General features: G+C 70.3%; 12 protein-coding genes. 10 read left to right on the top strand and 2 right to left on the bottom strand.

All coding sequences use genetic code 11. The features are described from left to right. Positions 1 to 173 precede the first annotated feature (173 nt). Both ACGFIS_RS02990 and ACGFIS_RS02995 read right to left on the bottom strand, forming a co-directional pair. On the bottom strand, positions 174 to 2,195 hold the full coding sequence (locus ACGFIS_RS02990) for a flotillin family protein (protein WP_392969219.1): 2,022 nt from the start codon (positions 2,193 to 2,195) through the stop codon (positions 174 to 176). Positions 2,196 to 2,277: 82 nt separating this feature from the next. Continuing rightward, a complete protein-coding gene (locus ACGFIS_RS02995; RefSeq protein ID WP_392912437.1) occupies positions 2,278 to 2,958 on the bottom strand; it encodes a hypothetical protein in 681 nt (226 codons plus the stop codon). 496 nt (positions 2,959 to 3,454) lie between these two features. On the opposite strand from ACGFIS_RS02995, the gene ACGFIS_RS03000 reads away from it, so the two are divergent. The 10 genes from ACGFIS_RS03000 (at position 3,455) to ACGFIS_RS03045 (ending at position 12,712) form a co-directional block, all read left to right on the top strand. Continuing rightward, positions 3,455 to 4,477, top strand: a complete 1,023-nt coding sequence (locus ACGFIS_RS03000; protein ID WP_392912439.1) for a sulfotransferase — start codon at positions 3,455 to 3,457, stop codon at positions 4,475 to 4,477. Between the two features lie 453 nt (positions 4,478 to 4,930). Then, on the top strand, positions 4,931 to 5,188 hold the full coding sequence (locus ACGFIS_RS03005; protein WP_358451604.1) for an acyl carrier protein: 258 nt from the start codon (positions 4,931 to 4,933) through the stop codon (positions 5,186 to 5,188). Beyond that, positions 5,185 to 5,811, top strand: a complete 627-nt coding sequence (locus ACGFIS_RS03010) for an SGNH/GDSL hydrolase family protein (protein WP_392912442.1) — start codon at positions 5,185 to 5,187, stop codon at positions 5,809 to 5,811. Before ACGFIS_RS03005 ends, ACGFIS_RS03010 begins: the two co-directional genes overlap by 4 nt. Positions 5,812 to 5,845: 34 nt before the next feature. After that, positions 5,846 to 6,748, top strand: coding sequence for an SGNH/GDSL hydrolase family protein (locus ACGFIS_RS03015; protein ID WP_392912444.1), 903 nt, complete (start codon positions 5,846 to 5,848; stop codon positions 6,746 to 6,748). A 33-nt stretch (positions 6,749 to 6,781) separates the two neighbouring features. Next, positions 6,782 to 7,207, top strand: coding sequence for a nuclear transport factor 2 family protein (locus ACGFIS_RS03020; RefSeq protein ID WP_392912446.1), 426 nt, complete (start codon positions 6,782 to 6,784; stop codon positions 7,205 to 7,207). Between the two features lie 177 nt (positions 7,208 to 7,384). Next, the gene (locus ACGFIS_RS03025) at positions 7,385 to 9,121 is read left to right on the top strand and encodes an acyl-CoA dehydrogenase family protein (protein ID WP_392912448.1); all 1,737 of its coding nucleotides are present in this window, start codon (positions 7,385 to 7,387) and stop codon (positions 9,119 to 9,121) included. 6 nt (positions 9,122 to 9,127) lie between these two features. Continuing rightward, positions 9,128 to 10,963 carry a fatty acyl-AMP ligase gene (locus ACGFIS_RS03030; protein ID WP_392969222.1) on the top strand — a complete coding sequence of 612 codons (1,836 nt, stop codon included), beginning with the start codon at positions 9,128 to 9,130 and terminating at the stop codon, positions 10,961 to 10,963. 59 nt (positions 10,964 to 11,022) lie between these two features. After that, positions 11,023 to 11,604 carry a PadR family transcriptional regulator gene (locus tag ACGFIS_RS03035; RefSeq protein WP_392912453.1) on the top strand — a complete coding sequence of 194 codons (582 nt, stop codon included), beginning with the start codon at positions 11,023 to 11,025 and terminating at the stop codon, positions 11,602 to 11,604. A gap of 162 nt (positions 11,605 to 11,766) precedes the next feature. Then, positions 11,767 to 12,321, top strand: coding sequence for an ATP-binding protein (locus tag ACGFIS_RS03040; protein WP_392912455.1), 555 nt, complete (start codon positions 11,767 to 11,769; stop codon positions 12,319 to 12,321). A gap of 43 nt (positions 12,322 to 12,364) precedes the next feature. Next, on the top strand, positions 12,365 to 12,712 hold the full coding sequence (locus ACGFIS_RS03045) for a hypothetical protein (RefSeq protein ID WP_392912457.1): 348 nt from the start codon (positions 12,365 to 12,367) through the stop codon (positions 12,710 to 12,712). Positions 12,713 to 12,775 lie beyond the last annotated feature (63 nt).

Consider the following 12,775-nt stretch of genomic DNA (forward strand, 5'->3'; position numbering starts at 1 on the left):
TCACGCGCATTCGCCGGGTCCTCCAACGTCCGGGCCCCATGTCCTCCTCGCACAAACCGCTGCCCTCCCCCCTGGGACCGGTGCGGTCCGGCCGGGGGTGGGGCGGCGAGCCGGTCGCTGGGACGCGGCCCGCCGCGGTCCGGCATCAGCTGGTGGTGGTCAGGTGGTGGTGGTCAGGTGGTGGTGGTCAGGGCGGACCCGTTGATCTCGGACAGGGGGGCGTCGGCGATGCCGAGGTTGCGGGCGGTGTCCAGGAGGTTCTGGAAACGGGCGATGTCGGGGCCGCCCGCCTTGATCAGGCGCAGCAGGAGCGCGGAGAGGGTCAGGTCGCGGACGGCGCCGGTGTCGATGGAGCCGAGCAGCGTGGACATGTCGTCGGTGAAGCTGCCCGACCCGTCCAGCCAGGGGCCGGCGATGGACTGCGCGACCTCGGAGTTCCGGACGAAGCCGTCCACGCTCTTGCCGAGCGCGATCGACCCGACGAGCCGGTCGAAGAAGACGCTGTCGCCGCCGACGATGCTGATGTCGGCCGACTCCAGCCCGGCCGCGACGACGCTCGCCTGCGCCTCGGCGACCTGCCGCTGCACGTCGATCCCGGCGAGCCGGATGTCCTTCTCCGTCTCCAGCCGCAGCCGGTACTCCTCGTGCTGGCGGGACGCCTCGTCCAGCGCCGCCATCGCGCCCGCCTTCTCGTTCAGGCCCTCCGCCTCGGCCTTGAGGCTCTCGCGGATCCGGGCGGCCTCGACCAGCGCCTTCTCCTGTGCGACGGCGGCCTCGGCGCGGCCGACCTTCTCGATGGCGGCGGCCTCCTGCTGGCGCACCTGGACCTCGGCGAGCCCCGGCGCGGCGGCCTCGGCCCGCAGGCCCTCGGCCAGCCGGATCTTGGCCTGCGCGTCCATCTCCGCGGCCTGCTGGCGGGCCTGCGCCATCGTCAGCTCCTCGCGGGCGCGGTGCTCGGCTGCGGCCTCCGCGGCCTCGGCGGCCTTGATGTCCTTGACCAGGTTCTCCTGCGCCTCGGCCTCCGCGTGGATGATGACCGACTGGCGGGCGCGCTCGGCCTCCTCGACCGTCCGCAGCCGCTTGATGCCCTCCTCCTGCTCGGCGACGGTCCGCTCCACCGCGATCCGCTCCCGGACGACGTTCGCGATCTCCCGCTTCTCCGCCTCGACCTCCTTGTCGGCGGCGATCCGGGTCAGCTCCGTCTCCCGCTCGCGGGCGATGACCTCCAGGAGGCGGTCCTTCTCGATGCGCTCGCTCTCGATCGCGAGGACGCGCTCCTTGTTCTTCGCGGCGACCGAGACCTCCCGGTTCTTGTTCTCGGTCTGGACGCCGAGCTGCTCGTCGGTGCGGATGTGCGCTGCCTGCGCGCGCAGCCGCTCCTCCGCCTTGACCCGCTCGGTCTCCGCCTCCTCGCGGGCCCGGACGGTCTCGACCTCACGCTGCTGCCGCAGCTCGGCGTCGGCCTGCCGGCGCTCCAGCTCCAGGATCGCCTCGCGCGCTTCCACGTCCTGGCGCGCGATCTCCTTCTCCTCGTTGCGGGCGTGCTCGTTGGTGCGGATGTGCTCGAGCGCGGTCAGCTCGGTGATCTTCCGGATGCCCTGGGCGTCCAGGATGTTCGACTTGTCCAGGGACAGCAGCGACGTCTGCTCCAGGTAGTCGATCGCCGCGTCCTCGATGCTGTAGCCGTTCAGGTCCGTGCCGATGACGCGGATGATGTGGTCGCGGAACTCGTTGCGCCGGATGTAGAGATCGGCGAAGTCGAGGTGCTTGCCGACGGTCTTCAGCGCCTCGGAGAACTTGGCCGCGAACAGTTCCTGCAGCGTCTCCTGGCTGCTGGCGCGCTGGGTGCCGATGGCCTGCGCCACCTTCACGACGTCCTCGGCGGTCTTGTTGACGCGGACGAAGAACGTGATGCGGATGTCGGCGCGGATGTTGTCCTTGCAGATCAGCCCTTCCCGGCCGGTCCGCTCGATGTCGATCGTCTTCACCGAGATGTCCATCATCTCGGCCTTGTGCAGCACCGGCAGCACGATCGCGCCGGTGAAGGTGACGTCGACCTTCTTGAACTTGGAGATGATCAGCGCGCGGCCCTGGTCGACCTTCTGGAACAACTTCTTCACCATCAGCACCAGGCCGAGGATGATGAGCAGGGTGAGCGCGAGGAGCACACCGGCTCCCAAGGTGATGGTTTCCATCAAGAATCCCTGTCGTCGGGGGGATGAGTCGCGGGGAATGAGTCGCGGGGGATCGGGGCGCGGGGGATCGGGGCGCGGGGTATCAGAGGGCCGGGCGGTCGAATGCCGCGTCATGCGGCATGACCCAGAAGAACTGGCCGGCCGGATCGAAATCGAAGATCAGTGCGGTGCTGCCGGCGGTGAGGCCGCCGCCCTGCGCCGCGCCCGCCACGGCCACGTCCATGGCCGGCTGCCTGACCTGGACGATGGCGGACGAGCCGTCGGGGGCGGTGACCTCGGCCTGACCGAAGTCCGGCCCGACCAGCCCGGTGCGGATCACGCAGGGCAGCCCGACGAAGTCGCGCAGCGACGCCGCCGCCGGGTTCTGGAAGACGCGGCGCAGCGGCAGCACCGCCAGCCGCGTCCCGAGCCAGGCCAGCGCGAGCGCGGCGACCAGGACGAACGCCCGCAGGACGGTGCCGTCGAGCAGCGCCGCCCCCGTCAGGGAGATGAACCAGGCGAGCGCGATCAGCAGCGAGAGCACGATCGTGCCGGGGACGCCGCCGAGCCCGAGGAGCGCGAGCCCGCCGGCCACGCCCCCGTCCCCGGCGTCCCCGTCCTCGGCGCCGGCGCCGGCCCCCGCATCGGCATCGGCGCCGGCGCCGAGGAGGTCGAGTCCCAGGCCGCCGACCAGGACGAGTGCCCAGTAAACGGCGACGACCAGGAGAGAGAAGCTGAAAAGCGCGGTCGGAAAACCGAACGCCACATCGACGAATTCACTCATTTGAATGCACGCTTCCGCATCGAGACGTCATGGACCGTGCCGGGCGCGCCGAATACGCGCCGGCCCGTGAAGAGAGGCCCGCTAAGGGGAGGTGAGGATGCGGCTCAGCTATCTGGGAAGTCGTGCGCCCAGGCCATAGCGGTCAGGCCGTATGGCGGGGTGGGAACGTGCGGCGCCGGCAAAGGCGGCGCAATGAAAAAGTGCCGGGGACTCATCAGCCCTCCTGATCGCAGACATATCCTGTCTCGCCGACCAGGCTTCCCGGCACACCAGTCGTTACTTTAGCTTACTTCTCTCTTAAAGGGAAGTCTTTCGCCGGATCGGCCCGCCGCCGTCACCTTTCGCCCTGCCGTTCGCGCAGCTCAGCGAGGGGCGGGGGTTGCACCGGGTGGTGGACGGACGCCTAGCATGGCCGGGTCAGGTCTGGACGAACTTTCAGGTTGCGTTGAGGTGGCTTTGGGGTTCGGCTCAGAGAACCGGCGTACTTTGGCGCGCCATGACTTCGCAGACCAGCCGGCCGATCTTCGTCATCGGCTGCCCCCGTTCGGGAACGACGCTGCTCCAGCAGATGCTGCACTCGCACCCGCGCATCGCGTTCCCGTCCGAGACCAGGTTCGTGCACACCTCCTACGAGGCACGGCACACCTTCGGTGACCTGGAACGGGAGGAGAACCGGCGCAGGCTGGCCGAATGGATCGCCAAGGGCAAGGACACCAAGTTCCATGTCCTCAAGCTGGACGCGGAGGACATCATCGAGGAGATCGTCCACGGGCCCCCGACGCTCGGGTCCGCGCTGGCGATCATCTTCCGGGCGTACGCGCGCGAGCACCGCAAGCCGCGCTGGGGCGACAAGCGCCCGAGCTACTTCCGCCGGATTCCGATGCTCCGGCGGATGTTCCCGGACGCGCAGTTCATCCACCTCGTCCGGGACGGACGGGACGCCGTGAGCTCGCTGAAGAAGATGCCCTGGTACGACGGCGACACGTACTCCGCCGCGCTGACCTGGCGGGAGGCCGTCGACACGGGCAAGCGGCTCAGTGCGCGCCTCGGCCCGGAGACCTTCTACGAGTTCCGCTACGAGGACCTCGTCGCCGAGCCGGAGGACGCGCTGGTGAAGCTGTGCGCGTTCCTCGGCGAGGAGTACGACCCGGCGATGACGAAGGCGTACCGGCATGCCCGCGAGACGGTGCCGTCCGCGCGCAAGTGGCACCTCCGTACGCATGAGGCGCCCAACACCCGCAATGTGGGGGCGTGGCGGGAGCGCCTTGAGGACTGGGAGGCGGATCTCGTCGAGCACGTCCTCGCCTCCCGTCTGGTCGACCACGGCTACTCGCTGTCGGGGGTGCCGCGTCCGTCGGCGGCGCAGCTCGCCAGGTTCCACCGCCTCGCGGCGCACCGGTGGCGGTCGCGGCGCGGGCACGCGGTGCTGGACCGGCTCGCGCAGACCCGCGACCCCAATCCCGTCGTCTCCCTCCTGGACGGGCCGGTGCCGCTGGACGGTGCCTCTGACCTGGACTGACTCCGCCGAAGACAGGTCGGTCTCGCCACAGGGGAAGAAGGACCTGGCTTGCCCGTCATGGGTGGGTCTGAGCGGTTGACCGAAATTCTCATGGAACGTGCCGGAGTGCGGTGGCCGGCCGCCGCCCGGCCGCACCGGGCCTGCTGGGGAACGGTGCAGGTCGCGTGCCGTCGTGAGGTCCGCGGGGAGGAACGGGGCCGGTGGGACTTGCGGTGCCGCGGGTTTCCCGGCGGGCTGCGGGTGGGTCCCTTAACGGAAGAGGTTACCGTTTGGTAACCTGGTGCCGTTTTACCGTATCACTGACTTAATTTACGAAACAGAGACATGGTTGTGTCCGATCGTTCACATCCGGACCTGAGACACGTCTCCCATTTGCCTGTATCTTGCGTGTTGCTCGTCTTCCGATAGCTATCGCGATTGATTCGATGATCCTCTTACATAAGGAGGAATGCGGTGACCAGATCGGAAACAATTTCCCACGGCGAGTTGCAATCGTGGCTTCTTGACAGGATCGCCTTCTACCTCGACAGGCCCGCCGAAAACATCGATCCAGGGGTCGAACTGGCCCGCTATGGCGTCGACTCCGTCTACGCCATCAGCATCATCAGCGACATCGAGGACCACCTCCAGGTCGAGGTCGACGTGGCCGAGGCCCGGCGCCGGGAGACGGTGACCGCGCTCACCGACTACCTGCTCGAACTCGTCGCATGATGGGCGGCCGGCCGGACGGCGGGCCCGTCATGGTGGTCCTCGGCGACAGTGTGGCCGAGGGGCAGAACGACCCGGACCCGGCCGGCGGGTGGCTCGGCTGGGCCGGTCGGCTGGCCCATGAGCTGGGCGTTTCCCGCGCGGAGATGCTCAATGTCTCCGACCCGGGGGCGACCGTCGAGGATGTGGCCGCCCGGCAGTTGCCCGCCGTCCGGGACCTGCGGCCGGGCCTCGTCGTGCTCGGCTGCGGCATGAACGACGCGCTGCGCGGCTTCGAGCGGGCGGACGCGGCGGCCCGGCTGGACGAGGTGTTCGGCTGGGCCCGCGAGCGCGGCGCGGTCGCGCTGGCGATTCCGGTGCCCCGGCCCCCGCTGCTCGACGTGGCCCCGATGTCGCAGTTCCGCAAGAAGCGGACCGTGCAGCGCATTCACGACTTCAACGAGGAGCTCGCCCGCGCCACCGGCGAGTTCGGAATACCGTTTCCCGCACGTGAAACGGTGGCGAAAGTCGCTGACCCCGGGATGTGGAGTACCGACGGAATCCACCTGAACCCGAGAGGGCACGCATATGTGGCGGAGGTGATCGCGCACATCGCACGAAGCCTGCTCGGCGAGCGGGTCATCTGAGCCTCGGGGGCCACCGCACACATCTGGGATAGAGATGAAGAGACCATTCACCTTCGCCCGCGTCCCCCAGTCGATGATGCTGATTCCGCTCGCGCCGGTGCTGGCCGTCCAGGCATGGCGGACGGTGCGCCGGACGCCCCGGCTCGCCCCGGCGACCGGGGACGAGTACGGCTTCGTGCCCGGCGCGGATCCCGGCGCCGGGCCGGCGTACCGGGTCGTGGTGATCGGCGAGTCCACCGCCGTGGGAGTCGGGGCGTCCCAGCATGCGCAGGCGCTGCCCGGCTTTCTGGCGGAGGCGCTGAGAGAGCGCTTGCGCAGAAGCGTGGCCTGGTCGGTCAACGGCGAGAACGGCGCCACGGCCCACCGGGTCGCGACCGCGCTCGTCCCACCGGCGAACGGCACGCCCGGCAACGGATCTCCCCCCGGTGGTGCGGCCAGTGGTGGTGCGGCCAGCGGTGGTGCGGCCAGCGGTGATGGCGTCCACGGTGGTGGCGTGAGCCCGGACCTCGTGGTCGTCACCGTGGGGATCAACGATCTGATCCGGCGGCGTCCGCTGCGGCGGTGGACGGACGACATGGCCGGGCTCATCGCCGCCCTGCAGGGCAGGTACGTGCACGCGACGCTGGTCGTCGCGGGAATGCCGCCCGTCCACCGGTTCCCGGCGATCCCGCAGCCGCTGCGCCTGTTCCTCGGCGCGCGGGCGCGCACCATGGACCGGATCATGCGCGACGCGGCCCGGGCGGGCGGGGCGGTCCACGCTCCGATGGACGAGGCGATGGCGCGCGACCGCGGGCTCTTCGCCTCCGACGGCTTCCACCCGTCCCCCGACGGCTACCGGGCCTGGGCCGAGGATCTCGCCCGAGCCGCCGCCCCCATGACCGCCCCCGCCGAGAGCACGCCCCCCGCCGACACCGTCCCGCCCCGGACGGTGAACTGACCCCGACCCACGGCAAGTGAAGGGACAGCTCAGGTGACGGTTCCCGGAACGTTCCGAAAGGCGGTGGAGGCCCACGACCTCTCCGCGATCACCAGCGCGCTCGATCCCGGCATCGAGTTCCACAGCCCGGTGATGGTGAAGCCGTACCGCGGCCGCGACTCCGTCGCCGCGCTGCTCGGTGTCCTGCTGGAGGTCTTCGAGGACTTCCACTACACCGACGAGCTCGTCGGCACCGCCGAGCAGGACGCGCCCGTCCAGGCGCTGATCTTCAACGCGCGGGTGATGGGCAAGGCCGTCCAGGGGCTCGATCTGCTCAGGTTCGGCGACACCGGCCTCGTCACCGGCCTGACCGTGATGGTCCGCCCCCTGCCCGCCGCGATGACGCTCGCGCGGGTGGTCGGGAGGCGGATGGAGGGAGCGGAGGGACCGGGGGGCCCGTCCGACACCGCCCAGCTATAGGGAGTGGAAAGAGAGATGGACAGTAAGGTCCCCGCACGCCCCGCAGGTGCCGCGCGTCCCGCTGGCGCCGCACACACGACGGAACCCGCGACCCAGGCGGACCCCGCGCCTCAGGCAGACCCGGCAGGTCCGGCAGACCCCGTGGGCCCGGCGCATTCCGCGCGGCCGGCGCCCGCCGTGCGTGCCGGACGTGCCGCGTTGTCGCCGGCGCACCGGATCGCCGCCGATCTGGACGGCTGTCTCGGCGATCCGATGGACGACGAGGCCGGGCCGTTCTCCTACAAGGCGATCGTCGAGGCCGAGGAGCGCGACGAGCTGCCGCCCGGCGCGGTCGACGCCGTCCGGGCCTGGGGTTTCCCGAAGTACCTGGTGCCCGCCGGCCTCGGCGGCCGGCTGACGACGCTGGAGGAGCTGTTCTTCGTCACGCGCGGCATCTCGCGCCGCAGCGTCACCGTCGCGGTGATGTACGGGTCGGGGCTGCTGGCGGTGAACCCGGTCTGGCTCTGGGGCGACGGATGGCAGCGCAGGACCGTGGCGGACGGTGTCCTGAACGGCGACCTGGCCTGCTTCGGCGTCTCGGAGGCCGATCACGGCAGCGATGTGATGGCGTCGGAGTCCGAGGCCGAGATCCGCGGGGACGAGCTGCTGCTGACCGGGACGAAATGGCCGGTCGGCAACGCCACGCGCGGACGGTTCGTCACCACCTACGCCAAGACCGGTGCGCGGGACTTCTCGCTCATCCTGGTCGACAAGCAGGAACTCGAACCGGACATGTGGGCGGCGCTGCCGCTGGTGCGGACGGTGGGCCTGCGCGGCCACGACCTGAGCGGCGTCGCGTTCGTCGGCGCGCGGATCCCGGCGGAGCGGGTGATCGGGCGGCGCGGGTCCGGGCTCGTCCAGACGCTGAAGACGCTGCAGATCACCAGGACGGCGATCGCGGCGCTGTCGGTCGGGACGATGGACGCCGTGGTGCGCATCGGGATGGAGTACGCGCACCAGCGCACCCTGTACGGGTCGGACATCTACAAGATCCCCGTGATCCGCGACCATCTCGTCAAGACGCACCTGGATCTGCTGATCGCCGAGTGCGTCGCGATCCCGGTGGCGCGCTGCCTGACGGTCGCGCCGGGACGCCTGAGCCTGTGGTCGTCGATCGTGAAGTACTTCGTCCCCGTCTTGGGTGAGGAGGTCGTGGCGAGCATCGGGACCGTGCTGGCGGCGCGCGGCTATCTGCGCGAGGGCGTCGCGCACGGGGTGTTCCAGAAGCTTCAGCGCGACCATGCGATCGCGAGCATCTTCGAGGGCACGACGCACGTCAACCTCGCCAACGTCGCCGGGCAGCTCCCGTATCTGATCGAGCCGCCGGAGGAGACGGGAGGCGAGGAGGAACTGCTCGCCGACCTGTTCTGCTGGACGAGGACGCCGCCCGCGTGGGAGCCGGACGGCCGGATGCTGCAGCTCACCAACGAGGGCCGCGACGAGGTCGGGCAGCGTTTCGAGGAGATCTCCGAGGAGCTGCTGTCGGCGGCGAACGCGCATGCGGCGCCCGGTGTCGCGGCGGAGCTGAAGGACCTGCTGTCCAGCATCGGCGGCCTGCGCGCCAAGGTGGACGAGGGCATCCGGGCGAGCGAGGGCGACACCGGTTCGGTGGCGGCGCTGGCACGTGCCAAGCGGTACTGCGAGCTGCACGCGATGATCTCGTGCTGCCTCACGTGGCTGCACAACCGGCACGAGTTCGGCGGCGCGTTCGGCGAAGGGCAGTGGCTCGTGCTGTGCCTGCAGCGCCTGCTGCAGCGCGCACAGCCCGACACCGTCCTGTCCGAGGAGTTCCTCCCGTCGCTGGAGGAGGCCATGTTCCGCGGCTTCGACGAGCGTCGCTGGTTCTCCCTGCTGTCGCTGGCAGAGGACGAGTGATGACGCGTGCACGCACACAGGGATTTCGTGTCGCTCGTCCGGGAGAACATCCGGGAGCACGGCGACGACCGGACGTTCACCTTCATCAGTGAGGAACCGGGCCGCAAGTACAAGGAGAACGTGCTCGGATTCGCCGAACTCGACCGCAAGGCCCGCGCGCTGGCCTGCCGGCTCGAAGCGCGCGGCCTGCGCGACAGGGCCGTCCTGCTGCTGTATCCGGAGGGTCTGGAGTTCCTGACGGCGTTCGTGGGCTGCCTGTACGCGCGCGTCGTCGCCGTCCCGGCGCCGCTGCCCGACCTGGACGCGGGACGGTTCGGACGCACGCGCCGGATCATCGAGGACGCCGACATCGCACTGATCCTCACCGACACCGCCCACCGCGGGACGCTCGACGGGTGGCTGGACGACGCCGGCCTGAGGGGACGCGTCCACTGCCTCGACACCGAGGGCGCCGGGGAGGGCGCCGAGGACGATGGCGGCGGCGACCCGAGCGGCTGGACGGCCCCCGAGTTCGGCCCAGGAACCCTCGCCTTCCTGCAGTACACCTCCGGGTCCACCAGCGCCCCGAAGGGCGTGATGGTCACCCACGGCAACCTGCTGAGCAACGGCGAGGAGATCAAACGGCGGATCGAGGGGACACCCGACACCGTCGGGGTCGGCTGGGTCCCCCACTACCACGACATGGGCCTGGTCGGGCAGTTCCTCCAGCCGCTCTACCTCGGCTGCCGCTACGTCTTCACCTCGCCGATCACGTTCATCAAACGTCCCGTGCTGTGGCTGGAGATGATCACCCGCCACCGGGGCACGATCACGGTCGCGCCGAACTTCGGGTACGAGCTGGCCCTGCGCCGCGTCACCGACCGGCAGATGGACGGGCTGGACCTGTCGTCCCTGCGCGTGGTCAAGAACGGCGCCGAGCCCGTCCGGGCCGCGACCCTGGAGAGGGTGACCGAGCGTTTCGCGCCGATCGGGTTCCGCCCCGAGATGTGGATGCCGTGCTACGGGATGGCGGAGACGACCCTCCTCATCACCGCCGCGCCCATCGGCGGCGGCCCGGTCGTCCGCGACTTCGACGCCGAGGCCCTCACCCGCGACACCGCCGTCCCGCGCGACGAACCGGGCGGCGGTGAACGTGAAGGAGGGGGTGGGGTGCGGCGGCTGGTGAGCAGCGGACGTCCGATCGCCCTCGACGTCCGCGTCGTCGATCCCGCGACCCGTGCACGGCTGCCAGAGGGGCGTGTGGGCGAGATCTGGGTCGGCGGCGGCAGCGTCGCCCGCGGCTACTGGCGCAACCCGGAGGAGACCCGTGAGGGCTTCGAGGCCCGCACCTCGGACGGGGAGGGCCCCTACCTCCGGACGGGCGATCTCGGCTTCTTCGCCGACGGCGAGCTGTACGTCACCGGGCGGATCAAGGACCTCGTCATCGTCAACGGGCGCAACATCCACGCCCACGACATCGAGGAGACCGCGCAGGCGGCCCACCCCGCCGCCCTCGTCGGCGCTGCGTTCGTCACGGAGACCCCGCCCGGCGAGGGCGGGGATGTGGACGGCAGGGAACAGGTCGTCATCGTCCAGGAGGTCAGTACCAGGGCCGCCGCCGGGACACCGCTGGACGAGCTGGCGTCCCTCATCAAGTCCCGCGTGGCCCGCGCGTTCGAGCTGCCGGCGCTGAGCGTCGTCCTGTCCGGGCGGGGCACGGTGCGGCGGACCACGAGCGGGAAGATGCAGCGCCGCCTGACCCGGGAGGCGTTCCTCAGCGGGGAGATCACCGAGCTGGCCGGCGACCTCGAACCGGGCGTCGCCGCGCTGCGCCTAACCAATCCTAGTCAAAAGCATGACTAATCATGTCGTTGTCTGCTACCGTCGGCACAACCCTGAGTCAAGGCGGGGAGAGAAGGCCGATGGCGCTACGTCACGCGGTGCTGGCGGCGCTGCTCGATGGCGAGTACAGCGGCTACCAGCTGGCCAAGATCTTCGATTTGTCGGTCTCCAACTTCTGGCATGCCGTACCGCAGCAGCTCTACTCGGAGCTGTCGAGGTTGGAGACCGAAGGCCTGATCAGCGGACGGCAGATCATCCAGCACGACCGCCCCAACAAGCGGGTGTACACCGTCACGCCGGCCGGCGTCGACGAACTCGAGCGGTTCGCGACGTCCCCCGCCAAGCCAGGAATCATCCGAGAGAACCTGCTCGTCATGGTGCAGGCCGTGGACCACATCTCCGCCGAGTCCGTCATCGCGCAGCTCGAGGACCGGGCGGTGGCCTCCGCCGCCAAGGTCGAGGTCTTCGAGCACACCCTGAAGCACCTGCGCGGCGACCTGGACGAGGAGACGTTCCTGCGGACCGGTACCCCCGTGGGCCCGTATCTGACGTGCCTGCGCGGCCTGCGCTTCGAGCAGGAGAACTACGAATGGTTCACCAGTACCGCCCGGCTGCTGCGAGACCGGGCGGGCACCCAGGCCGAGGGGGGCGAGCCGTCATGACCGAAGTGCACCGCGCACCGGCGGCCCGCATCCCCTCCGGCACCGTGCCGCCGCATGCCCGAACGGCGGCGGCACCGGCACCAACCCCCCGCGCCCTCCCCAGCCCCGCACCCCGGCAGGGCTGGATCGGGACAACACGCCTTAGTCAAGGAGGCGTCCATCATGTCGGGCGAAAACCACACCATCGAACTCCCTAGCACCCTGGCCCCGTCCCCGCACGACCCGTCCCCGTACGAAACGTCCACGTACGAAACGTCCACGTACGACGGCACCACACCGCACGGGCCGTCCGCCGTCGAGGAGCCCGCCACGACCCTGCTGGGCGAGCTGACACTGCCCGCCGAGCGGGCGTCGGTACCGCGGGCGCGGCGCTTCAGCCGGTCCGTCGGCACCGCCTCCGGCATCGAGCACGTCGCCGACGACGCCGAGGTCCTGGTCTCCGAACTGGTCACCAACGCCGTCCGGCACGCCACGATCCCCGGCTCCGCGCTGTGCCTGAAGATGCTGCGCGCCGGCACCGGGCTCCGCATCGAGGTGCACGATCCGAGCACCGCCGTCCCGCGGCAGCGCCCGGTCGACCTCATGGAGGAGACGGGACGGGGCTGGTTCCTCGTCGCGGTCATGGCCGAACGGCACGGCACCGACCACACCCCGTCCGGCAAGTCGGTCTGGTGCGAGATACGGGCCTGGCCGCGGGACGAACACTCCGGACACTGACCCTTCCCCTCGCAGACCCCGGTTCCGCGATGGGAGGCGCGCCATGTCCGTTGACTACTACCGCTCGGACGGGAGACGCGCCACGGCGGAGGAGGCCCAGCGCCTGCTGCTCGACGTGCGGGGACGCCTGCTCGCGCAGGACGTCATCCGCGTCGGCGCCGTCGTCGTGGTCGTCTCGACCTGGTTCACCGTGATCGATCTCGGGTTCGCGGCGAACGGGCGGCCGCTGCTGTGGCAGACGATCGTCTCCGACACCACGATGCACGCCGACATCGGGCAGTACACCACGCGGGAGAAGGCCGTGCGCGGGCACGCACAGGCCGTCTCGATGATCACCAGCCGGCTCCGCGGGCTGGTGGCCCGCGCGGCCATGGACGAAGCGCGGGCCTGACCCGCGCCCGAGCGGCCGCCCTGCACGGCGGCCTTGCAGGCGGCATCGACCAGCACGAGCGCA

It is taken from the genome of Spirillospora sp. NPDC048824, from assembly GCF_043198455.1.
Classification (GTDB): domain Bacteria; phylum Actinomycetota; class Actinomycetes; order Streptosporangiales; family Streptosporangiaceae; genus Spirillospora.